This window comes from Shinella sp. G-2 (assembly GCF_050172695.1).
Classification (GTDB): domain Bacteria; phylum Pseudomonadota; class Alphaproteobacteria; order Rhizobiales; family Rhizobiaceae; genus Shinella.
The window spans coordinates 442,713-463,495 of the sequence record NZ_JBBEYH010000003.1 but is presented as its reverse complement, the minus strand read 5'-3'; the positions used below and the strand labels follow the sequence as shown (position 1 = coordinate 463,495).

19 protein-coding genes are annotated in these 20,783 nt (G+C 63.3%); 9 read left to right on the top strand and 10 right to left on the bottom strand.

The genetic code is table 11. The features are described from left to right. Nucleotides 1–249: 249 nt before the first annotated feature. Nucleotides 250–2,493, bottom strand: a complete 2,244-nt coding sequence (locus tag V8U06_RS08735; protein ID WP_226918210.1) for a TonB-dependent hemoglobin/transferrin/lactoferrin family receptor — start codon at nt 2,491–2,493, stop codon at nt 250–252. Nucleotides 2,494–2,892: 399 nt separating this feature from the next. Here V8U06_RS08735 and V8U06_RS08730 point away from each other — a divergent pair, with 399 nt between their 5' ends. Next, nucleotides 2,893–3,189, top strand: a complete 297-nt coding sequence (locus V8U06_RS08730) for a hypothetical protein (protein WP_226918209.1) — start codon at nt 2,893–2,895, stop codon at nt 3,187–3,189. 164 nt (nt 3,190–3,353) lie between these two features. On the opposite strand, the gene V8U06_RS08725 is transcribed toward V8U06_RS08730, so the two are convergent. Further along, entirely contained in the window at nt 3,354–3,638 is a 285-nt protein-coding gene (locus tag V8U06_RS08725) for a hypothetical protein (RefSeq protein WP_427140314.1), read from the bottom strand. Between V8U06_RS08725 and V8U06_RS08720 the strand changes: the two genes are divergently transcribed. Together V8U06_RS08720 and V8U06_RS08715 are read left to right on the top strand one after the other, a co-directional pair. Then, nucleotides 3,594–4,118 carry an extensin family protein gene (locus tag V8U06_RS08720; RefSeq protein WP_427140313.1) on the top strand — a complete coding sequence of 175 codons (525 nt, stop codon included), beginning with the start codon at nt 3,594–3,596 and terminating at the stop codon, nt 4,116–4,118. The genes V8U06_RS08725 and V8U06_RS08720 overlap by 45 nt on opposite strands. A gap of 102 nt (nt 4,119–4,220) precedes the next feature. After that, nucleotides 4,221–4,727, top strand: a complete 507-nt coding sequence (locus V8U06_RS08715) for a DUF1993 domain-containing protein (protein ID WP_226918207.1) — start codon at nt 4,221–4,223, stop codon at nt 4,725–4,727. A 28-nt stretch (nt 4,728–4,755) separates the two neighbouring features. Here V8U06_RS08715 and V8U06_RS08710 read toward each other — a convergent pair whose 3' ends face one another. The 8 genes from V8U06_RS08710 to V8U06_RS08675 all read right to left on the bottom strand — a co-directional run bounded on the left by V8U06_RS08710 (nt 4,756) and on the right by V8U06_RS08675 (nt 14,684). Further along, nucleotides 4,756–6,435: a formate--tetrahydrofolate ligase gene (locus tag V8U06_RS08710; protein WP_427140312.1), complete on the bottom strand. Its 1,680-nt coding sequence runs from the start codon at nt 6,433–6,435 to the stop codon at nt 4,756–4,758. A 78-nt stretch (nt 6,436–6,513) separates the two neighbouring features. Beyond that, nucleotides 6,514–7,665 (bottom strand): DUF2333 family protein, encoded by a 1,152-nt coding sequence (locus V8U06_RS08705; protein WP_427140311.1) that lies wholly within the window; start codon nt 7,663–7,665, stop codon nt 6,514–6,516. Next, on the bottom strand, nt 7,658–8,959 hold the full coding sequence (locus V8U06_RS08700) for a DUF6638 family protein (RefSeq protein WP_427140310.1): 1,302 nt from the start codon (nt 8,957–8,959) through the stop codon (nt 7,658–7,660). The genes V8U06_RS08705 and V8U06_RS08700 overlap by 8 nt, the downstream gene beginning before the upstream one ends. A gap of 271 nt (nt 8,960–9,230) precedes the next feature. Then, nucleotides 9,231–11,141, bottom strand: a complete 1,911-nt coding sequence (locus V8U06_RS08695; RefSeq protein ID WP_427140309.1) for an AAA family ATPase — start codon at nt 11,139–11,141, stop codon at nt 9,231–9,233. 3 nt (nt 11,142–11,144) lie between these two features. Then, entirely contained in the window at nt 11,145–12,293 is a 1,149-nt protein-coding gene (locus V8U06_RS08690; RefSeq protein WP_226918202.1) for a hypothetical protein, read from the bottom strand. Between the two features lie 61 nt (nt 12,294–12,354). Then, entirely contained in the window at nt 12,355–13,443 is a 1,089-nt protein-coding gene (locus V8U06_RS08685; RefSeq protein ID WP_226918201.1) for a hypothetical protein, read from the bottom strand. Between the two features lie 249 nt (nt 13,444–13,692). Continuing rightward, complete coding sequence (locus V8U06_RS08680; RefSeq protein ID WP_427140308.1) at nt 13,693–14,070, bottom strand: c-type cytochrome; 378 nt, start codon at nt 14,068–14,070, stop codon at nt 13,693–13,695. Between the two features lie 26 nt (nt 14,071–14,096). After that, complete coding sequence (locus V8U06_RS08675; RefSeq protein ID WP_427140307.1) at nt 14,097–14,684, bottom strand: thymidine kinase; 588 nt, start codon at nt 14,682–14,684, stop codon at nt 14,097–14,099. A gap of 229 nt (nt 14,685–14,913) precedes the next feature. Between V8U06_RS08675 and V8U06_RS08670 the strand changes: the two genes are divergently transcribed. From V8U06_RS08670 to V8U06_RS08645, 6 genes are all read left to right on the top strand, one after another. After that, on the top strand, nt 14,914–15,873 hold the full coding sequence (locus V8U06_RS08670) for a choline ABC transporter substrate-binding protein (protein ID WP_226918198.1): 960 nt from the start codon (nt 14,914–14,916) through the stop codon (nt 15,871–15,873). A 91-nt stretch (nt 15,874–15,964) separates the two neighbouring features. Further along, a complete protein-coding gene (gene choW / locus V8U06_RS08665; protein ID WP_427140306.1) occupies nt 15,965–16,834 on the top strand; it encodes a choline ABC transporter permease subunit in 870 nt (289 codons plus the stop codon). After that, nucleotides 16,834–17,874 carry a choline ABC transporter ATP-binding protein gene (gene choV, locus V8U06_RS08660; RefSeq protein ID WP_226918196.1) on the top strand — a complete coding sequence of 347 codons (1,041 nt, stop codon included), beginning with the start codon at nt 16,834–16,836 and terminating at the stop codon, nt 17,872–17,874. Before choW ends, choV begins: the two co-directional genes overlap by 1 nt. A gap of 82 nt (nt 17,875–17,956) precedes the next feature. Continuing rightward, a complete protein-coding gene (locus V8U06_RS08655; RefSeq protein ID WP_427140305.1) occupies nt 17,957–18,721 on the top strand; it encodes a HugZ family protein in 765 nt (254 codons plus the stop codon). A gap of 184 nt (nt 18,722–18,905) precedes the next feature. Next, nucleotides 18,906–19,244 carry an ArsR/SmtB family transcription factor gene (locus V8U06_RS08650; protein ID WP_226918194.1) on the top strand — a complete coding sequence of 113 codons (339 nt, stop codon included), beginning with the start codon at nt 18,906–18,908 and terminating at the stop codon, nt 19,242–19,244. A 211-nt stretch (nt 19,245–19,455) separates the two neighbouring features. Then, complete coding sequence (locus V8U06_RS08645; RefSeq protein WP_427140304.1) at nt 19,456–20,781, top strand: aspartate aminotransferase family protein; 1,326 nt, start codon at nt 19,456–19,458, stop codon at nt 20,779–20,781. Nucleotides 20,782–20,783 lie beyond the last annotated feature (2 nt).

Sequence of the window (20,783 nt, the reverse complement as noted above, 5' to 3'; positions counted from 1 at the left end):
CAGGCCCGGACGTTTGAGGCGGCCCGAACACAAAAAAGCCGCCTCGAAGGTTCCGGGCGGCTTGTCGTCTCAATCACGCATGACTGGTCAAGGCCGCCTCAGCGAGCCCACCACCAGCCAGCGATGATGCGTGCGTTTTCCATGGCGGGAATTGTTAGCGGCAGATGCGGGCTTGCGCAAGGGCAACCTTCCCCGCGCCAAAAAGAAAAGGGCGGCCGAAGCCGCCCCTTCCGATCGATGGTCAGGACCTTAGAAACGCTGGGTCAGCGAAACCTTGAAGGTGCGACCGGGCTCCGAATAATAGGGCATCGGCTGGTTGGTGCTGGCGACCGAGGTCGGGTCCTTCAGGCGCACGCCGACGGCGTTGTAGTAGAGCTTGTCGAAGACGTTATAGACACCGGCCTGAACACGCAGGCCTTCCATCTGCTCCGGCTCCCACCAGCCCGTGAGGTTGGCGATGCCGTAGCCCGGCGCGTCGAAGGTCTTGGCATTGCCATCGTCACGCATGCCGGACGAGAAGATGCCGGTCAGCTCCATGCCCCAATGGTCGGCGGCATAGCCGACACCGGCAATGGCCTTGAGCGGGGCGACCGTGCGGATGAAATTGCCCGTATCCTTGTCCTTGCCGTAGGCATAGGCGAGCGAGCCCTGCACGAAGAAGCCGTTGTCGAGGTCCTTGCGCGCCTTCAGCTCGACGCCCGAGATCTCGACGCGGTTCAGGTTTTCCCAGCTGTTGATCATGAACTGCGGGTAGTAACCCGGCGGGAAGGCGTTGGTGAAGGCCGTCGTTTCCGCGATGAAGTTGCGGTAGCGATTGTGGAAGACCGTCAGCTTGCCCTGGAAGTCGTTCGTCTCGTAGTTGGCGCCGACCTCGAAGCCATGGCCGGTTTCCGACTTCAGGTTCGGGTTGCCGATGACGCCGTAGCCGCCGGCAACGTTGGTGAAGTTGCTGTAGAGTTCAGCCACCGTCGGCGCGCGATAGGCCATGGACCACTGTGCGAAGAGGCCGAGTTCCGGCGTCACCTGGTAGGAGGCCAGCAGCTTCGGCGAGACGCGGCCGCCGCTGCGCTCCGTCGGGAAGCCGAAATAGCCGATGCCGGTGTTGCGGTTGAAGCCGTCGGAAACCTTCGGGTCGTACTGGTGCCAGTCGAAGCGGACACCCGGCGTCAGGCTGAAGCCGCTGTCGCCGAAGGCGATCTCGTCGTCCGCATAAAGGCCGAGGCGTACGCCGTCGACATTGGGAACGTCCGCCTGGGAGGCCGTGTCCGGCACCGCGCGCAGGTACTGGTCGTAGGAGAAGAAGCCGACATTGCCGCCGACGCGCAGCGTGTGGCTGAACGTGCCGGTGTCGAAGGTCGAGATCAGACCGCCCGTCACGCCGACGGAGCTTTCTTCCGTCGTGTTGTGGCGCTCATAGCGCGTGCCGCTGTTGCGCGAACCGAAGGAGCCCGCTTCCTTGGTGAGGCCCTGCCAGTAGAAGGTCAGCTTGGCCGCATCGATGAGGCCACCGGCTTCCGGCGCGGTGTAATCGTAGTCGAGCGAGACGCGGCGGCGCTGCGTGTCGTCGTAGCCGTTGTAATCGCCCGGCTTGAAGGTGAGCGAGGGCGTGCCCGTCGTCGCCTGCAGGGTCTTCAGGTCCGTATCGGTGTCGAGGTCGAAGCGCTCGGCGGTCAGACCGATGCGATGGCCGCCTTCCAGCTCGTGCCGCACCTTGAAGAGCAGGTTGTTCTGGGTGGTGTCCGACGGGTTCGCCTTGGTGCGCGTCGATCCGATGACGTCGACATCGCCGCGGTTGTCGGATTCGTGGCCGCGCTTGTAGCCGCCCTGGAGGAGAACGGACGTATCCTGGAAGCGGGCTGCAAGGGCGAGCGAACCGTTGACGCTCTCGTCCTTGCCGTCATAACCGGCGCGGGCAAGGCCGCCCCAGGTCTTGCCTTCGCCGATCAGGTCTTCCGGCTCCAGCGTGCGCAGCACCAGCGCGCCACCGAGCGCACCACCGCCGATGCGGCTGGAATCCGCGCCGCGCACGACATCCACGCCCGCAAGCGAGGAGAAGTCGAAGCTGTCGGTGCTGTCGCTGACACCCGTCGTCGGCGACGGGCCGCCGGAGCGCGTCAGCGTTTCGAGATAGGGGATCGGGATATCGTCGATGAGGGTCGCGATGCGCGCGCCGCCCATGCCGCGGATGAACATGCCGCCGGCCGCGCCGGGACGCGCTTCGACATAGTCGACACCGGCTTCCGTCGTGTTGCCGAGGTCCTTGACGCTGGCAATGTCCTTCTGGCGGATCGTTTCTGCCGTCGTTTCCGAGGCAAGCGGCGTGTCGCCGACGATGCCGGGCGTGCCGACCCGCTTGCCCTTGACGACGATGGGCTGCAGGGCGGTGCTGTCGCCGGCGGCGGCGGCATCCTGCGCGAATGCATCGGCGGAAAGCGAGAGCACGGCCAGTGCCGTGCATGCCAGAAGTGCGGAACGGGAGCGCCGGGCCTGCATGTCTATCCTCTACTTGGTCAGCTCGCGCGACATCGCTCCGACGCACAGGAGTGCACCGGCTGCGAGCCATGCGGAAATATGGCGAAAACGTGGTGGGCTTGAGCCCGCCTCATCGCTATGAAACATGATTAAACTTGTCAAGATAAAAAAGCTGACTTCTTCAATCAAGTTAGCGAGCCGGGCCGCCCTGTCACATAAATGCCGGCCTTTGACAAGCGGACTCAGGATGTTGCGCGACAGCGCGACCCGGCATTTCGTTGCGTTCCAGGACAACGCCGAACACGCAACAATCCTGCTTCCATCCCGAATTCTCGGGATATGCGAGTGTTTGCCGTCTTTTTGAGCATATGCTAATCACCGCTGGACACGAGATCGAGGCAAACACCCATGGTTTCCGGCATGGTTGAAACGTTCCGCGACATGCAGCTTCGGCTGGCAGGAACGCTGGAAGAATACGAGACCCCCGAATTCAAGGCGCTGGACGGCAGCATCGCGACCGTCTTCCAGACCATCTATCGGCATGACCCGCGCAATGCCGAGGAAGCCCGCACCATGGTGGATTTCTTCCTCGACCTCATCGCCACCAACGATGCCGGCGACAACATCCACCTCATCGACCGCGTCCGTGCCATCGTCCTCGACGGCGCCGTCCACCGTCCGGCCGCGGAAGAAATCACCCACGGCGCCGGCATCTAGAGCATGTCAGGTTCAGATTGAACCAGACATGCTCTAAATTCTTTTGTTTTCGTTTGTCTTTTCGGGAAAACCGGTTCCCACTTTTCCCTGACAAACTCTAGCAGCCTTTCCAACCGGCCTGTTCGCAACCAATTTGCCTGCCCCGCGTTTCCCTGCCGCCCACGTCAGCCGGGAGATGCCTCATCGCCACGCTTCGCCGCCTCACCCTCCTCGCCGCCGTCCTCGTTCTTGCCGGCGCCGCCGACCTGCCGAAGGAAGGCCCCCTGCCCCTGCCGCGCCCCGGGCAGCAACCTGCCGACGAGGCGAAAAAGGTCGAGCCCGCGGACGAGGCGAAGATAGAGGCGGAAAAGGCCCGGGAACGTCCGCAGGAGGACGACACTGAACAGGCCGCTTGCCGGGCGGCCATGAAGGAAATCGGCGCCGTCTTCGAAGAGGCCACTGCCCTTCATGACAGCAAGGCCTGCGGCATCGACCGGCCGGTTCTGCTCAAGACATTGCCGGGCGGCGTCGCGGTCGAGCCGGCGGCGACCGTTCGCTGCGAGACCGCGCTGCAACTGGCCCGCTGGATGGAAGGCTCGGTGAAGCCTTCGCTCGAAGCCGCCATGCCGGGCGAAACCATTACCGGCCTGTCACAGGCATCGGCCTATGTCTGCAAGAACCGCAACGGCGCAGAGGAGGGCAGGATCTCCGAACACGCCTTCGGCAATGCAATCGATATCGCCGGGTTCGCCCTGAAGAGCGGCAAGAGCCTCACCGTCCGCCCCGCCGACAAGGACGCCACACTGGAAGGCGCTTTCCAGCGCGCCATCACGGAGGCCGCCTGCCTCTATTTCACGACCGTGCTCGATCCCGGCAGCGACGCCGCCCACCAGAACCACCTGCATCTCGACGTGAAGGAACGGCGCGGCGGCTATCGCTATTGCTGGTAGACGGGTTATTTTCGCCCTGCTCCTGAAAAGACGCCCGGTCGCCTCCTATCTGTAGCGCGGCCCGTCGCGGCCCTCCTGCATTCAAGCCAAAGGTTCTCGCCGATGTCGATCACCCCCTACGATCTTTCCATCCCCGCCTTCCAGCGCGGTTTCGCCGTTCTGTCCAAGCTGCTCGACAAGGCGGAGGCCTTTGCAGAGGAAAAGAAGTTCAAGCCGGAAATTCTCGTCAATGCCCGCCTTGCGCCCGACATGCTGTCGCTTGCCGGCCAGATCCAGCGCCTCAGCGACACCGCCAAGGCCAGCGCAGCCCGCCTCACCAACACCGAGGCACCGAGCTTCCCCGATGACGAGACGACCTTTGCGGACCTGCGCGCGCGCATCGCAAAGACCGTCGATTATCTCGCCTCCGTCCCGCAGGCCGCCTTCGAAGGCGCGGCGGAGCGCACCGTCGTCATGAAGACACGCAGCGGCGATGTCAGCTCGTCCGGCAAGGACTATCTGCTCGGCTTCGCGCTGCCGAACTTCTATTTCCACCTGACGACCGCCTACGCGATCCTGCGTCACAACGGCGTTGCCGTCGGCAAGCTGGATTTCCTCGGCCGCACGTAAGGACGGAAGGGGCGCGCAGGCGCCCCCGTCAGAACAGCCCTTCGATATAGCCTTCGTCGTTGAGGAAGATCTTCTCCGACGAAGGCACCTTCGGCAGGCCGGGCATGGTCATGATCTCGCCGGTAATGACGACGACGAAGCCCGCGCCGGCCGACAGCCGCACCTCGCGCACCGGCACCGTATGGCCCGTCGGCGCACCGCGCAGGTTCGGGTCGGTCGAGAAGGAATATTGCGTCTTGGCCATGCAGACCGGCAGATTGCCGTAGCCCTGCTCTTCCCAGACACGCAACTGGTCGCGCACCGTCTTGTCGGCGATGACCTCGCCGGCATGGTAGATGTTCTTGGCGATGGTCTCGATCTTCTGGAACAGCGGCATCTCGTCGGGATAGAGCGGCGAGAACTGTGAGAGACCGGATTCGGCAAGGTCCACCACCTTGCGCGCCAGCTCCTCGATGCCCGCCGAGCCCAGCGCCCAGTGCTTGCACAGAATGGCTTCCGCGCCGAGCGTGGCGACGAAGTCCTTCACCGCCCGGATTTCCGCGTCGGTATCCGACGTGAAGTGGTTGATCGCCACGACGACGGGAACGCCGAATTTCTTCACGTTCTGCACGTGGCGGCCGAGATTGGCGCAGCCCTTCCTGACGGCTTCGACATTCTCGCGGCCGAGATCGTCCTTCTTCACTCCGCCGTTCATCTTCATGGCGCGCACGGTCGCGACGATCACCGCCGCATCCGGTTTCAGCCCTGCCTTGCGGCACTTGATGTCGAAGAACTTTTCCGCCCCGAGATCCGCCCCGAAGCCGGCTTCCGTCACCACATAGTCGGCAAGCTTCAGCGCCGTCGTCGTGGCGATGACGGAGTTGCAGCCATGGGCGATATTGGCGAAAGGGCCGCCATGCACGAAGGCCGGGTTGTTCTCCAGCGTCTGCACGAGGTTCGGCTGCATGGCATCCTTGAGCAGCACGGTCATCGCGCCGTCCGCCTTGATGTCGCGCGCGAAGACCGGCGACTTGTCGCGCCGGTAGCCGATGATGATGCTGCCGAGGCGCTTTTCGAGGTCCTTCAGGTCCGTCGAAAGGCAGAGGATCGCCATGACCTCCGAGGCGACGGTGATGTCGAAGCCCGTCTCCCGCGGATAACCGTTGGCAACGCCGCCGAGCGAACCGACGATCTGGCGCAGCGCCCGGTCGTTCATGTCCATCACCCGCCGCCAGGCGATACGGCGGATATCGATATTCTGCTCGTTGCCCCAATAGATGTGATTGTCGATCAGCGCGGCGAGCAGATTGTGCGCCGAGGTGATGGCGTGGAAGTCGCCGGTGAAGTGGAGGTTCATGTCCTCCATGGGCACGACCTGCGCATAGCCGCCGCCGGCCGCCCCGCCCTTCACGCCGAAGCAGGGGCCGAGCGAGGCCTCGCGGATGCAGGTGACGGCCCGCTTGCCGATACGGTTGAGCCCGTCGCCGAGGCCGACCGTCGTCGTCGTCTTGCCCTCCCCGGCCGGCGTCGGATTGATCGCCGTGACGAGGATCAGCTTGCCGTTCTTCCGGTCCTTCTGCGCGGCGATGAATTCGGCGCCGATCTTCGCCTTGTCGTGGCCATAGGGCAGAAGATGCTCCGGCGGAATGCCAAGCTTCTCGCCAATCTCCAGGATCGGCCGCTTTTTCGCGGCGCGGGCGATTTCGATATCGGATTTTACCTCGGCCATGCGGTGTCGCTCCCCCTCTTGAGCTCTCACACCGCGACCGGGCTCCTCTCCCGAGGGCGGCGTTTTTTTAAGTCCCCTTTACCGCGCCAGCACGTCGCGCATTTCCACCAGGTTCGAGCGCACGCGCAGGATATAGAAGCCCATCGTCGCCAGATGCGTCGGCATGATCCAGCCGTCCTCGCGGCCATTCGAGATGATCGCCGGCTGGATGTTGAGCGCGGAGCGAAGCTGCTTGATGCTTTCCACCCAGAGCGGTTCGATGCCGCGCGCCTTGATGACGGCGTCGAAATCCGCGCCGGCGGCGGCAAGAATGCCGTAATAGCCGTAGAGCTGGCCATAGGCGAACCAGTAGCGGTCGTCCGCCCGCGTATCGAACCAGCCGCCGTTGTGGAATTCCGAGCGCTCGCGGATGATGGCGGAGGTCGAACCGATATCGTTGGCGATGCGGTCGAGGAACTCGATCAGGTTGTCGGAGCGGCCATCGAAGATGGCGCCGCAGGATTCAAGCGATTCATTGAACTTGCGCAGGTCCGCCATGGCGGTGCGGTAATAGGTCGGCGTCGGCGTCTTCGGCAGCAGCGAATCCGAGCCGAAATACCAGGTTTCCTCGTCGAACTGGATATTGCCGCGGGCGCGCTGAAGCTCGTTGTTGATGCCGGATGTCCCGCGCACGCGGCCGAGCGAATCGACCAGCTCCACCGCCGTGCGGCGAACCGCCTGGTTGATGCCGCGCTGGAAGGCGGCCTTGTTGTCGAACCACGGCGTCTTGTCCCAGTCGATCCCGAAGAGCCCGAGCTTGTAGAGCAGCATCGAGGAAATCCAGGCATTCTGGTTGACGTTGTAGTCGATGAGGTCGGCCGTGACGTCGACGATGGCCGAACGCACGCATGTCTTCGGCTCGGGCTCCGCTACCTCTCCCGCCGCCGGTGTCGTCGTGGCCGTCCCGGTTGCGGCCGTGCCGGCATCCTGCTTGCGCTGGGCAAGGTTGTAGCCGTTGACGTAATCCGGGTTGAAGCCGCTCCACATCTGGGTCTGCCAGATGAAATAGGCGTAGAAGCCGAAAAGCACGAGAAGGCCGATGCCGATCGGTCCCTTGATGATCCAGCCGCGGGCGCGATACCAGTTCGTCGCCGTGATGAACGGCCAGAGGATCCAGGCGACAGCCGTGCCGATGCCCCGGCCGATGGCCGAAAAGATGCGCTGGAAGAACGCGACGATCGGGTCAAGCATTGGCGTCATCCTCTCTGATGCCGAAGAGTTTCCTGCGGAAAGCAGCCTTGTCCTGCAGATAGGTCCGCGTCAACGCCGCCACAACGTACTCGCGGAACTTTTCGCTGTAATGCTCATAGGCCGCGTAGAAGCCCTGCTTGTCGAAGACGAAGCGGGAGACGAAATCGTAGGGAACCATCTGCGAAATCAGGCGGTTGACTAGCCATTGGTCCGGATGCTCTGGCGCGGCGCGCACGAGCAGGAACCGCCGGTCCGGCGCCACGTCGTTGATCTTGATCTCGCCGGTCGTGGCCACCGTGCGGGCGGCCTCCAGCAGGAAGGGATAGGTGCCGTCCTCGGCGACCAGCGCGGCATTGCGGTGCATCCAGGTTTGCAGCCAGATGCGGTCGGTCTTTTCGAGATCGGCGGTCGGATCGGCCCGGTTGACGAGGCTGGCGATCGTCATGTCCGCCCGGTGCTGGAAAAGGCCCGACGGCTCCACCCAGGAGGCGCGCGGCAGTTCCAGCCGCTTCGTCGAAGCGAGGAAATCGAAGATGCGCTTGTGGTCGTTCAGCGCGATATAGCTGACCTGCCATGGCCGCGAGCGGCGGAAGCCCGGCACGGTCGGATCGCAGATGACCGTCGTCGTCTTGTCGTCGAGAAAGACGTAGACGCCGCCGAAATGGTTCGCCCAATAGGCCTCGTGGCGGAAGACGAGCTGGTCCGGCACCAGCGCGTTCTGGCGGATGTCGCCGGTCTGCTTGGCAAGCTCCACCATGCGGTTCAGCATGGTATCGTCCGACCAGGCATTCGGCACCGTCTTCAGCCGGTCCACCAGCCCGCGCAACTCCGCGGCCTTGCCGAGCATGTCCTCGGCCGAGAGCACCTTGAAGCGCACCTCGTTGATGGAAAGCAGGTCGTCGATGTCGTTGACGACGGAAACCGAGTCCTCGATCTCACCATAGAGCGCGTCGCGGATGGTGATGGCGTTGATCGCCCGCGCATTGGCCGAAAAGAATTCATGCATCAGCGCGGCCGTGTTGGAAAAGCTCGTATGCACCACCGGCAGGTTCACCTGCTCCGGCGTCATAATGACGAAGCGGCGGTTGACGCGGTTCGGGTCGAGATAATCGCGGTCGCCGAGTTCGTCGGCGATTTCGGGCGAAAAGCCCGTCATGTCGATGCGGAAGCTCGGCAGTGCCGTGCGCCGCATGCCGAAGCCGTCCAGCGCCTTGTTGTAACGCTCGACCAGATGCGGCTCGTCGACCGGCAGCAGCCGGCCATAGATCAGTTCGGCTTCCAGGAGGCGTTTCATGGGCGCTCCACCGACAGGAAGACGACATCCGATGCGGATACGTGTCCTGAACGAGGATCTTGCCCTATCGCCACCATCGTCTCCCGCACAGCCTCGCGCTCCGTCAGCACATCACATTCCAGAACCGGGCACCGGACCCACCGTTCATGCCCATGAATTCATTTCGTTTCCGGTCGTATTCACTACCCGCATGCTGGCCGCCGTCAACCTCGGCACGTGGCATTTTCTCCGTTGCAGGCAAAGTCGGTGACCCCGGGACGTGCTCCTGCCGTCACCACCGCCCCTCCGCCTTCATCGTCTCCATCTCGCGGATCGCCTTCTCGCGCTGGCGTTCGCGGCGGATGATGTCGGAAACCGCGGCATCGTCGGATTTGTCGGTGTAGCGGAATTCCGAATCGGCGTAGCGGTTGATCTCCTGCAGGACCATCTCCATCGAGATGGGGCCGCGCAGCTCCTCGATCATCGCCTTCTTCTCGTCGTAGCCCTTGTGCATGAAGGCCTCGGGCGTGGCGAACCAGTCGTCCGGCAGCTCGACGTCCATGGCGCGCATCTTGATGGCATCGGTGATGTTCTTGATGGCGCGGCCGGTGAAGCGCGGCTCGGCGAGCTTGATGCGGTGGAGATAGGCGCCGATATCGGCAAGCGACCGGATCGCCCCGTGCTCCTTCTCCTGCTTTTCCCAGACCGCGAGCAAGCCATCTTCCTGCGGCTTGGCGTGCTGCTCATAGGAGGTCGAAACCGCGCGCTTGATCTCCTGTCCCTCGAACAGCGTGTGTTCCCCGAGCGGGATCGCGTGGTTCTTGCCGACCAGCATGGCGAAGATGTCGATATAGTCGTCCTCGGTCTGCGGCCCGTCGACCAGCCAGCGGGCGCCGGCGCGCTGGCGCAGGGCGTCGTCGACATTCTCAGGATAGTTGGAGAACATGCCGAAGGTGCAATTGCCGCGCACCACCGTCGAGGCACCGGCGAAGCTTTCCATCAGCACCGCCGTCACCTCATGCTGGCCCGCGGAGGCCCGGTCGTCGGAACGCTTGGCGGCCACTTGGTCCACGTCGTCGATGGTGCCGAAGCCGATGGCTTTCGGGTTGATGACGTTGTTGACGAATTCCTTGCAGTTCTGGCCGGACTTGCCCTGGTAGGAGGAAATCTGGTCGACGCCGAAATTCTCGTAGTGGAAGGCGTAGCCGGCGATCTGGCAGTAATCGTTGACGAGACCGGCCAGCATCTGGATGAGGATCGTCTTGCCGGTGCCCGGCATGCCGTCGCCGATGAAGGTGAAGAGGAAGCCGCCAAGCTCGACGAACGGATTCATCTGCCGTTCGAAATCGTAGGCCATCAGCATCTTGGCGAGCTTCATCGCCTGATACTTGGCAATGTGGTTGCCGATGATCTCGTTCGGCTTCTTGAAGGTCATGACCAGCGGCTTGCGCTTCTGGCCCGGCGCGACATCGAAGCCGGAGAGCGTGAAGTCGTCCTGCTCGATGCGGATATGCGCATTCTCGAAGCCGGCAAGGCCGGTGAAGCGCGCCCGGCGGCCGATCAGTCCCTCGATGGCGACACGCGAGAAGGCACGAGACCGGCTGACGAGCGCCGCATCGTCGGGCGCGCCGGCAAGCGTGCGGTCGAGGCCGGCAACCATGCTTTTCAGCGCATCCTGCGGCGTGTCGAAGAGATAATCCGGCTCCCCCCCGTCCTCCACCGGCTCGCCCTCGCCCGGAAGGGTCGCGCCGAGGTAGGCGGCGAAGGTGAAGGCGGCGATATAGGCGGAGGCCGAAAGCAGCGCCTTGAACTGATTGGCCTCGTCTCCCGCGAGCGGCGAGGCGAGATTGCGCGATTGCAGGCTCTCGAGATTCGTCTGGCGGGAGAACGCATCCGTTACCGCCAGCGCCACCTGCACCCCGCGACGGGCGCGATAGAGCACGGCATGCTGCTGCGGCGACAGCAGCGGATCGGCGGCGCGCACGGACTGGATGGTCTTCGCCAGCTCCACCTCACGCGTGCGCCGCGTGCCGGCCGTCGAAACCGTCGAGACGAAGCGCCGGCCGGTGCCGGCCAGCGCCGTACCGCTCTTGCCGTCGTCGCTTTCGAGGATGACGAGTTTCGAGACGAGGCTCTGCGCCGTCGCCTGATGCTTGGCGATATCGTCCTCGTGGATCGTCGTCAGTCCGGCATTGAGGCTCATCGGTTAGCCCTCGCTGATCACCTGGTTTCCGGAAATCACATGCACCTTGTAGCCGCCGAAGATGCCCTGCGTCTCGCCCGCGGCGTAGAGCGCCTGGTAGGCATCGTGCGGCACCAGTGCATGCTTCTCATAGGCGCTGACACCCATGCGGGCGGCTTCGAGATCGTCGGTCTCGATGTGGAACTCCTCCTGCGCCGGCGTCGAACTCCAGAAGCCTTTCTGGGCCGGACGCTCGGCCTTGGAAAAGACTTCCTGCACCGTCCAGGTCAGAAGCCAGGCGTTTTCGGGCTTGCGTACCTTGGAGAGGACTTCGTTGACCTTCTCGTTGTTCTCGGTGATCCCGGCCGAATAGAACGGCCCGAGCACGAAGCGGCGCAACTGCTTGGGATGCAGCGTCGGAAAATCCTTGTCGAGATTGGTCGCGATCGTCGCCGGCGTCAGCGAATAGGCGCTGTTCTTCAGCGTGAAATCGTCGAAGCGGCTGGCAAGCTCCGGGTTGAGCAGGCCGCCGACGGGCAGCGGAATGTCCACGTCCGGATTGAGCTTGCCATCCTCCGCCACCAGCATCTTGACGACGTTTTCCGAGGAATCCTCGATCATCGCCATATAGACCATGGGCAGCGTCGCCGTGCCGTCGAACGCGCCCCAGCAGACGACGTAGTAGGGACGCATGGTCTTGGGATTGACCGCGACGCGGATCGTCTCGGGCAGCACGAAAGGCGAGAAGATGTCGCCCTTGCCGATCTGCTCCAGATAAAGCCGTTCGGCCATCCGCGTCTGCAGATCGGCCGGGAATGCCTTCTGCCGCAGGATGAAATCCGCCATTTCCGAGCGCAACTGGTCGGCATTGGGGATCGAGGCGAGCCGCTTTTCCGCACTCTGCCGGTCGTTTTCCAGCTCCAGCACGTTCTGGAACACCGGAAAGCCGCTCTCGGCGCGTGAGACGCGGAAATGCTGGACGAAGCCGATGCGGTTCTCCCAGCAGGCAAAGGACGCCTTCAGCCGGGCAAGATACGGCATGACCACCTCGCCCACCACGCTGTTGCGGTAGAGGGGCGAATTGCGGTCGCCAAGGAAGATTTCAAGACCACCCAGGGCCGAGCGGATGGTCGAAAAATACTGCGTGACGGCACTGTCGGCGGGGGTGCTCATGGGCGGCTTGCTCCGCGAACACCCCACAGCCTCACGGCCGGAAAACCCGTCCCATGCACCATCACGACTTCACGTAATTGGCGGTGTTGTGCTTGTCCATCACGGCCTGGAAGCGCCGGGCGAAGGCGTCGTCGGCGAGTTTCTTGCGGCGCTGGATGTCCTGGGTCGCCAGCATGTTCTTCTCATGCATTTCGAGAAGGTCGCCGATATGGCGCTGGGCGGCCGAGCCGATGCCGGCCATGGTCTCCTCGGCGGCGGTGTCGACCTGCGAACCGAGCGTGTTGATCTTGTGCGCGACGTCCTGCTGGGCGGCCGTCTTCAACGAATCTTCCAGCGCCTTGTAGAGCACGATGCGCTGCTCGGTATCGATGGTCAGCTTGTTGATCAGCGTGTTCTGCGCGGCGATCTGGTTGTTGAGCGAATCCACGAAGGTCTGGAACATCGAGGTGTAGCGTTCCAGCGTCTGGCTTTCGGCCAGGAGCTCCTGCTCCTTCGCCTGCATCTGGTTGTATTCGGTCGCCAGCGCCGAGCGTTCGCCTTCGAGGTCCGTGCGGCTCTTCTGGTCGGTCGAGGCGGCGATGCGGTTTTCGAGGTCGAGCAGCAGCGGGTTCAATTCCTCGATGCGCTTCTGCGTCGCCTCGAGATTGGCCATCGTGCCCTTGCGGCGCTCGATCACCTGCACGAGGCTCGCCTCGGAGGTCTTGTAGCGCTGGTCGAGGATAGACTTCTGCTCCTTAAGGATGCCGACGATCGTGTCGGACTTGGAGAGCAGTTCCTGCAGGTTGCCGGCAAGCGACATGTTGCGGACGCGGTCGGTGCGCATGCGCTGCATCTTCTGCTTGGAGAAGATGCCGATGAACTTCTCGTAGCCCGTATAGCTCTTCATGCTCTCGAATTCGGTGCCGAAGATATTGGTCGCGTCCTCGAGGCCGATGATGAGGTCGGCAATATTGCCTTCCATCACCTTCTGCTGAGTGATGACATCCTGGATGCGGGCATTCTCGATGTCGAAATTGACGTCGCCGAGCTTGGTGTCCGCTTTCGCGAACTGCTCCAGCACGACGCCGGATTGCTCCAGCTTGCCGCGCATCTGGTTGACGACACTGCGGGTCTTGGCGATCTCCGCATCGAAGTTCTGAAGTGTGGCCATATGCCTTTGTCCCCTTGAGCTCTTCACGGCAGACGTCTGCGCCGCCCGATTTATTCCATCGCGGCAACACTATACGATTTCAGACAGATAGGAACCTGCCCCGCGCAAGATGTGGGGCGCCTTCGACGGCCTGCAAGACCGGGGCGGAAATTTTCGGTTGTGGGCCGAGGCCGATCGCCACCGCGTTCAGGCCTGGCAAAACGGTGATTCTCCCTGGGCAGGGCGAAGTGGTCCGAACGACGATCGGTCCTAGTGACCGGCCGGCGCCTTCAGATAGGCGATGAGGTTGGCGATGTCCTCGATCTTCTTCAGCCCCACGAAGGTCATGCGCGTGCCCGGCACCATGGCCTTGGGCGACAGGAGATATTCGGCGACCAGCGCCTCGTTCCAGACCTTGCCGCCGTCGCTGAAGGCCTTCATGGCAGGCGAATAGCCGTAGTCGGCGATGGAGGCGACCGGCCGGCCGATCACGCCCGACAGCGTCGGCCCGACGCGGTTGACCGGCTCCACGGAATGGCACGGCGCGCATTTCTTGAAGACCGTCTTGCCGGCAACGGCGTCGCCCTCCGCCAGAGCGGGGGCGGCCAGACAGAGGAAGACGGCGGCAAGCGCGGGAAGCTGTTTCATGGATCCGTCCTTTCGCCGCCCTCGCCTCATTCGGCGTTCATGATGTCGTCCCAATGGCGGCGGCAATAGGAAACGTACTTGTCATTGCCGCCGATTTCCACCTGCGCGCCCGACTTCGCCACCTTTCCGTCGGCGCCGAGCCGCACGACCATGGTGGCCTTGCGGCCGCAATGGCAGATGGTGCGCACTTCGCGCAGTTCGTCGGCGATGGCGAGCAGCGCCTTGGAGCCGGGGAAGAGCTTGCCCTGGAAGTCCGTGCGCAACCCATAGGCCATGACGGGAATGTGCAGCCGGTCGGCGACGCGGGCAAGCTGCCAGACCTGTTCCTCGGAAAGGAACTGCGCCTCGTCGACGAAGACGCAAGCGATCGGATCCCCGCCATCGCCATGCAGCGTCTCGATATGGCGATAGAGGTCGTCGGAATTGTCGAAGGCGATGGCGTCGGAGGAGAGGCCAATGCGCGAGGAGATGCGGCCCTGGCCGGCACGATCGTCGAAGGAGGCGATGAAGATTGCCGTGCGCATGCCGCGTTCGCGGTAGTTGTAGGACGCCTGCAGGAGCAGCGTCGACTTGCCCGCGTTCATCGTCGCGTAACTGAAATAGAGCTTGGCCATGATTTTCTCCGTTCCTGCGTCATGACGCGGGAAACGGCGATTTTCCAGCCGAAAAGGGCTGAAAACCACAGAAAACAGCGCGGCCCGTCCTTTGCGACATCCATGTGCAAAATTGCGAACAGGCACGAAATTAATTGGACGATTCAGGGGCTTCCGGCTACGCCAAGGTGCTTGAAAGCATATCGTTTTGATGATTGGCTAAACCACCAGTTATAAGGGGAGCAATAAAATGAAGTCTGCATCACCATTGAAGACCCTGCTTGCCGCAGCGGTTTCCGTCCTCGCGCTCGGCGTGGCGAATGTCGCGGCCGCCGAAGCCGAAAGCTGTGGCAAGGTTCGTTTCTCGGATGTCGGCTGGACGGACGTCACCTCCACGACCGCGACCGCAAGCGTCATTCTCAAGAGCATCGGCTACGAGACGGAAGTGACCGTCCTGTCGGTTCCCGTCACCTATACCTCGCTCAGCAACAAGGACATCGACGTCTTCCTCGGCAACTGGATGCCGACCCAGGAAGCCGACATCAAGCCGTTCCGCGAGAACGGCACGGTCGAGACCGTCCGCGAAAACCTCGAGGGCGCCAAGTACACGCTGGCGACCAACGCCAAGGGCGCCGAACTCGGCATTAAGGACTTCGCCGATATCGCCAAGCAGAAGGACGCGCTCGGCGCGAAGATCTACGGCATCGAGCCGGGCAATGACGGCAACCGCCTGATCATCGACATGGTCTCGGGCAACAAGTTCGACCTGACCGGCTTCGAGGTCGTCGAATCCTCCGAGCAGGGCATGCTGGCGGAAGTCGCCCGCGCCGAGCAGGAGAGCACGCCGATCGTCTTCCTCGGCTGGGAACCGCACCCGATGAACGCCAACTTCAAGCTGACGTATCTCACCGGCGGCGACGACATCTTCGGCCCCAACTTCGGCGGCGCGACGGTCTACACCAACGTGCGCAAGGGCTATACGAGCGAATGCCCGAACGTTGGCAAATTCCTGCAGAACCTCAAGTTCTCGCTGGAAATGGAAAACCAGATCATGGGCAAGATCCTGAACGACGGTCAGGATCCGGAAACGGCGGCGACCGAGTGGCTGAAGGCCAACCCGACCGCCGTCGAGCCTTGGCTCGCAGGCGTGACGACCAAGGACGGCAGCGGCGAGGCCCTGCCGGCCGTAAAAACGGCACTCGGTCTCTAACAGGCAAGAATAGGGCGGGAAGGAAACTTTCCCGCCCTACTTGTCTGCCGATAGTTCCGCATCGTCAAAACTCCAGCCAGGGACTTCTGCCGTGGATTGGCTCACCGTCTCCAAAATCCCGATCGGTCCGATCGCCAAGGAAGCCGTCAGCTGGCTGACGACCAATGGCAAGGGATTGTTCGACTTCCTCAAGGTCTTCCTGCAGGCCGGCATCGACGCGGTGCTGTTCCTGCTGCAGGGACCGTTCAGCAGCGCCGGCGGCAAGTTCGGTTATGCCATCGCCCTCATCCTGCTCGTCACGGCGGCAAGCTGGTATTTCCGCCGCTCGCTCGGCGTTGCGGTCTTCACCTTCCTCGGCCTGCTGCTCATCGTGAACCAGGGCTACTGGAAGGAAACGACGGAGACGCTGGCGCTCGTGCTGGCGGCTACCGGCGTCAGCATGGTCGTCGGCATCCCGCTCGGCATCGCCGCCGCGCGCCGGCCGTGGTTCTATTCGATCCTGCGCCCCGCCCTCGACCTGATGCAGACGATCCCGACCTTCGTCTACCTCATCCCGGCGCTCATCCTCTTCGGCCTCGGCATGGTGCCGGGCCTGATCGCGACCGTGATCTTCGCCATTCCCGCGCCGATCCGCCTGACGCGTCTCGGCATCATCTCGACGCCGCCCTCGCTGGTGGAGGCCGCGCAGGCGTTCGGCGCAACGCCCGGCCAGGTGCTGCGCAAGGTGGAGCTGCCCTTCGCCATGCCGCAAATCATGGCGGGCCTGACGCAGACCATCATGCTCTCGCTGTCGATGGTGGTCATCGCCGCGCTCGTCGGCGCCAAAGGCCTCGGCGTCCCCGTGGTGCGCGCGCTCAACACCGTGAACATTTCCATGGGTTTCGAGGCCGGTCTCTGTATCGTCATCCTCGCGATCATCCTCGACCGCCTCTTCCGCTCCTCCGATGAGGGAGACGCCTAATGACCGACGCCGTCGTCTTCAAGAACGTCTCCATCATCTTCGGCGACAACCCGCAAAAGGCCCTTGCCATGGTCGATGCGGGCAAGAGCCGCGACGAGATCGGCGCGGAAACCGGGCTGGTGCTCGGCGTGGCGGATGCCACGCTGTCCATCACCGAGGGTGAAATCCTCGTGCTGATGGGCCTGTCCGGCTCGGGCAAGTCCACGCTGCTGCGCGCCGTCAACGGGCTTGCCCCCGTGGTGCGCGGCGAAGTGCAGGTCAAAGCCGGCAGCAGCTACGTCAATCCCTATGCATCGACGCCCAAGGCGCTGCGCGATTTCCGCATGCACACCGTCTCCATGGTGTTCCAGCAGTTCGCGCTGTTGCCCTGGCGCACGGTCGCGGACAATGTCGGCTTCGGCCTCGAGCTTGCCGGCGTACCGGACAGCGAGCGCAAGGCGCGCGTCGACGAGCAGCTCGAACTCGTCAACCTCACCAAATGGGCGAACCGCAAGGTGAACGAGCTGTCCGGCGGCATGCAGCAGCGCGTCGGCCTTGCCCGCGCTTTTGCCACCGGCGCGCCGATCCTTCTGATGGACGAGCCGTTCTCGGCCCTCGATCCACTGATCCGCACGCGCCTGCAGGACGAGCTTCTGGAGTTCCAGCGCCGGCTGAAGAAGACCATCATCTTCGTCAGCCACGACCTCGACGAGGCCTTCCGCATCGGCAACCGCATCGCCATCATGGAGGGCGGGCGCATCATCCAGTGCGGCACGCCGCAGGAGATCGTCAAGAACCCGGCAAACCAGTATGTCGCGGACTTCGTGCAGAACATGAATCCGATCAACATGCTGACCGCCGGCGACGTCATGCAGTCGGGCGCGTCCGGAAACGGCGGCGTGACGGCGACGGCGACGCGGGAAACCCCGCTAGTCGACATCCTCGACGCCATGTCGCGCACGCCGGGAAATGTCGGCGTCGTCGACAACGGCACCGTCATCGGCACGATCAACGCGCAGGATGTGGTGAACGGATTGACGCGGCACCGTCGTCGCGGCTGACAGCCGGCCGATATCGGATTAGATAGGGCGGCGCCCCCAATACGGGGCGCCGCCTTTTTTAGTCGATACGGAGCCGAAGACGATGACCGAGAAGGACAAACCGAGCGTTCTGCGCGACACGGACGACGAGGCGCGCCGCCTTGCCCGAACCCTGTTGCGTGGGGCCCGAAGCTGCGCCCTCGCCGTCCTCGAACCGGAAACCGGCTTCCCGCTCGCCAGCCGCACCCTCACAGGCACCGACACCGACGGCACACCCGTCATTCTCGTCTCCGCCCTCTCCTTCCACACGCAGGCGCTGAGAGCCGATCCGCGCGCCTCGCTCCTCGCCGGCGAACCCGGCAAGGGCGATCCGCTTGCCCATCCGCGCCTCACCGTCATTTGCAGGGCCGAGGAGGTGGCGCGCGACAGCGAAGCACGCGCGGCGCTGCGCGAACGCTTCATCCGCCGCCATCCCAAGGCGAAGCTCTATGTCGATTTCCCCGACTTCACCTTCTTCCGCCTGGTCCCCGAACGGGCCAATCTCAACGGCGGCTTCGGCAAGGCCTACCTGCTGTCGGCCGACGACCTGCTGATTCGCTCGCCGGCCCGCGCCGCCCTTGCCGAAATGGAAACGGGCGCCGTCGAGCACATGAACAGCGACCACGCGGAAGCCGCAGGCGTCTATGCCCGCCACTACTGCGGCGCCAAGGACGGCGAGTGGATCATCGTGGGGATAGACGCGGCCGGAATCGACCTCGCAAGCGGCGATAAATTGAAGCGACTCGAATTTTCACGGGAACTTGATCAGGCGGGGGAACTTCGCAGCGAGCTCGCGCGTTTGCTTCGCGAAGCAAGGGCAGCGGCCTGAACCCCCTGCATTTGTGCGTCAATTCCGCTTTGGGCGTCCTCTGGATAGGAAGAGGGCGCCTACCGCTATGCGTGCAACCTACCCCCATTTCTGGCTCTTGATGAGGGGTATTTTGTTTATATGCTAACAAGCGGATTGATTGAAAAACACATGATTTGAAGCGGAAACGCCCAAGGAGTTTCAGATGGAAAAGATTTCAGACGCAGAACATGCGCAGGCCGAGGTTGCATCCGACTTTCTTTCCGCCATGGCCAACCCCAAGCGGCTCCTCATTTTGAAGGTGCTGGTGGGCGGCGAGATCGCCGTCGGGGCGCTGGCGGGCCAGGTCGGTCTCAGCCAGTCGGCCCTGTCGCAGCATCTGTCGAAACTGCGCGCGCAGAATCTGGTGACCACGCGCCGCGATGCGCAGACCATCTACTATTCCAGCAAGTCGGAGGCCGTCATGACCATCCTCGACGCGCTCGACCGCATCTACAAGGCCCAGGGCAACGGCGTTTCGGAAAAGAAGCTCCGAATCGCCTGATTGTCGCCAAATCGCACCTTTTCACGCGCCCTGGATGAAAATCCGGGGCGTTTTGCGTGGAATTCCGCGGCAAACGCGCCTTGACGGCCCCGAGCGCCTTGATAATTTGACCACCGGGTAAAAAAGACCCGTTCCCCTGCCGTCGGGATGGCCCCGCTTTCAACGCCCAGCATTTCAAGGCCCCAGCATTCAAGGATCATGGAGAGACCACATGTCCAACCGCCTCAACACCCCCAACGATCTGCGCGCCTTCTGGATGCCGTTCACGGCAAACCGGCAGTTCAAGAAGGAGCCGCGCCTCTTCGTCGGCGCCAAGGACATGCACTACACCACCCATGACGGCCGTCAGGTCCTCGACGGCACGGCGGGTCTCTGGTGCGTCAATGCCGGCCACTGCCGTCCGAAGATCACCGAGGCGATCCGCGAGCAGGCCGGAGAACTCGACTACGCACCCGCCTTCCAGCTTGGCCATCCCAAGGCCTTCGAGCTCGCCAACCGCCTCGTCGACATCGCGCCCGAGGGCATGAACCATGTTCTCTATACCAATTCCGGCTCCGAATCGGTCGAGACCGCGCTGAAGGTCGCCCTCGCCTATCACCGCGCCAAGGGCGACGGTTCGCGCTTCCGTCTGATCGGCCGCGAGCGCGGCTACCACGGCGTCAATTTCGGCGGCATCTCCGTCGGCGGCATCGTCGCCAACCGCAAGATGTTCGGCACGCTGCTGACCGGCGTCGACCACATGCCGCACACGCATTTCCCCGACAAGAACGCCTTCTCGCGCGGCGAGCCGGAGCATGGCGGCGACATTGCCAGCGAATTGCAGCGCATCATCACCCTGCATGACGCCTCGACCATCGCGGCCGTCATCGTCGAGCCGGTCGCCGGCTCCACGGGTGTCCTCATCCCGCCGAAGGGCTACCTCCAGAAGCTGCGCGAGATCTGCACGCAGCACGGCATCCTCCTGATCTTCGACGAAGTCATCACCGGTTTCGGCCGCCTCGGCGCGCCCTTCGCCGCCCAGTATTTCGACGTGAAGCCGGATATCATCACCACCGCCAAGGGCCTGACCAACGGCGTGATCCCGATGGGCGCGGTCTTCGTGACCTCGGAAATCCACGACACCTTCATGAACGGCCCGGAACATCTCATCGAGTTCTTCCACGGCTACACCTATTCCGGCAACCCGATCGCCTGCGCCGCCGCGCTCGGCACGCTCGACACCTACAAGGAAGAGGGCCTCTTGACCCGCGCCGCCGAGCTTGCCTCCTACTGGGAGGACGGCCTGCACTCGCTGAAGGATTGCCCGAACGTCATCGACATCCGCAATGTCGGCCTCATCGGTGCCGTCGAGCTCGCCTCGATCCCGGGCGAGCCCACCAAGCGCGCCTTCAACGCCTTCCTCAAGGCCTATGAGAAGGGCCTTCTCATCCGCACGACGGGCGACATCATCGCGCTCTCCCCGCCGCTCATCATCGAGAAGCACGAGATCGACGATCTGTTCGGCATGCTGCGCGACGTGCTGAAGAACAACATCTGATC

Bases quoted from the DNA above. Each gene is read 5' to 3' on its own strand.
- V8U06_RS08650 (WP_226918194.1), top strand. From the start codon at position 18,906: ATGGAAAAGATTTCAGACGCAGAACATGCGCAGGCCGAGGTTGCATCC.
- choV (WP_226918196.1), top strand. From the start codon at position 16,834: ATGACCGACGCCGTCGTCTTCAAGAACGTCTCCATCATCTTCGGCGAC.
- V8U06_RS08695 (WP_427140309.1), bottom strand. From the start codon at position 11,141: ATGAGCCTCAATGCCGGACTGACGACGATCCACGAGGACGATATCGCC.
- V8U06_RS08700 (WP_427140310.1), bottom strand. From the start codon at position 8,959: ATGAAACGCCTCCTGGAAGCCGAACTGATCTATGGCCGGCTGCTGCCG.
- V8U06_RS08685 (WP_226918201.1), bottom strand. From the start codon at position 13,443: ATGGCCACACTTCAGAACTTCGATGCGGAGATCGCCAAGACCCGCAGT.
- V8U06_RS08705 (WP_427140311.1), bottom strand. From the start codon at position 7,665: ATGCTTGACCCGATCGTCGCGTTCTTCCAGCGCATCTTTTCGGCCATC.
- V8U06_RS08655 (WP_427140305.1), top strand. From the start codon at position 17,957: ATGACCGAGAAGGACAAACCGAGCGTTCTGCGCGACACGGACGACGAG.
- V8U06_RS08675 (WP_427140307.1), bottom strand. From the start codon at position 14,684: ATGGCCAAGCTCTATTTCAGTTACGCGACGATGAACGCGGGCAAGTCG.
- V8U06_RS08690 (WP_226918202.1), bottom strand. From the start codon at position 12,293: ATGAGCACCCCCGCCGACAGTGCCGTCACGCAGTATTTTTCGACCATC.
- V8U06_RS08725 (WP_427140314.1), bottom strand. From the start codon at position 3,638: ATGAAGGGCAGTGGCCTCTTCGAAGACGGCGCCGATTTCCTTCATGGC.
- V8U06_RS08710 (WP_427140312.1), bottom strand. From the start codon at position 6,435: ATGGCCGAGGTAAAATCCGATATCGAAATCGCCCGCGCCGCGAAAAAG.
- V8U06_RS08715 (WP_226918207.1), top strand. From the start codon at position 4,221: ATGTCGATCACCCCCTACGATCTTTCCATCCCCGCCTTCCAGCGCGGT.
- V8U06_RS08720 (WP_427140313.1), top strand. From the start codon at position 3,594: ATGAAGGAAATCGGCGCCGTCTTCGAAGAGGCCACTGCCCTTCATGAC.
- V8U06_RS08730 (WP_226918209.1), top strand. From the start codon at position 2,893: ATGGTTGAAACGTTCCGCGACATGCAGCTTCGGCTGGCAGGAACGCTG.
- V8U06_RS08670 (WP_226918198.1), top strand. From the start codon at position 14,914: ATGAAGTCTGCATCACCATTGAAGACCCTGCTTGCCGCAGCGGTTTCC.
- V8U06_RS08680 (WP_427140308.1), bottom strand. From the start codon at position 14,070: ATGAAACAGCTTCCCGCGCTTGCCGCCGTCTTCCTCTGTCTGGCCGCC.
- V8U06_RS08645 (WP_427140304.1), top strand. From the start codon at position 19,456: ATGTCCAACCGCCTCAACACCCCCAACGATCTGCGCGCCTTCTGGATG.
- V8U06_RS08735 (WP_226918210.1), bottom strand. From the start codon at position 2,493: ATGCAGGCCCGGCGCTCCCGTTCCGCACTTCTGGCATGCACGGCACTG.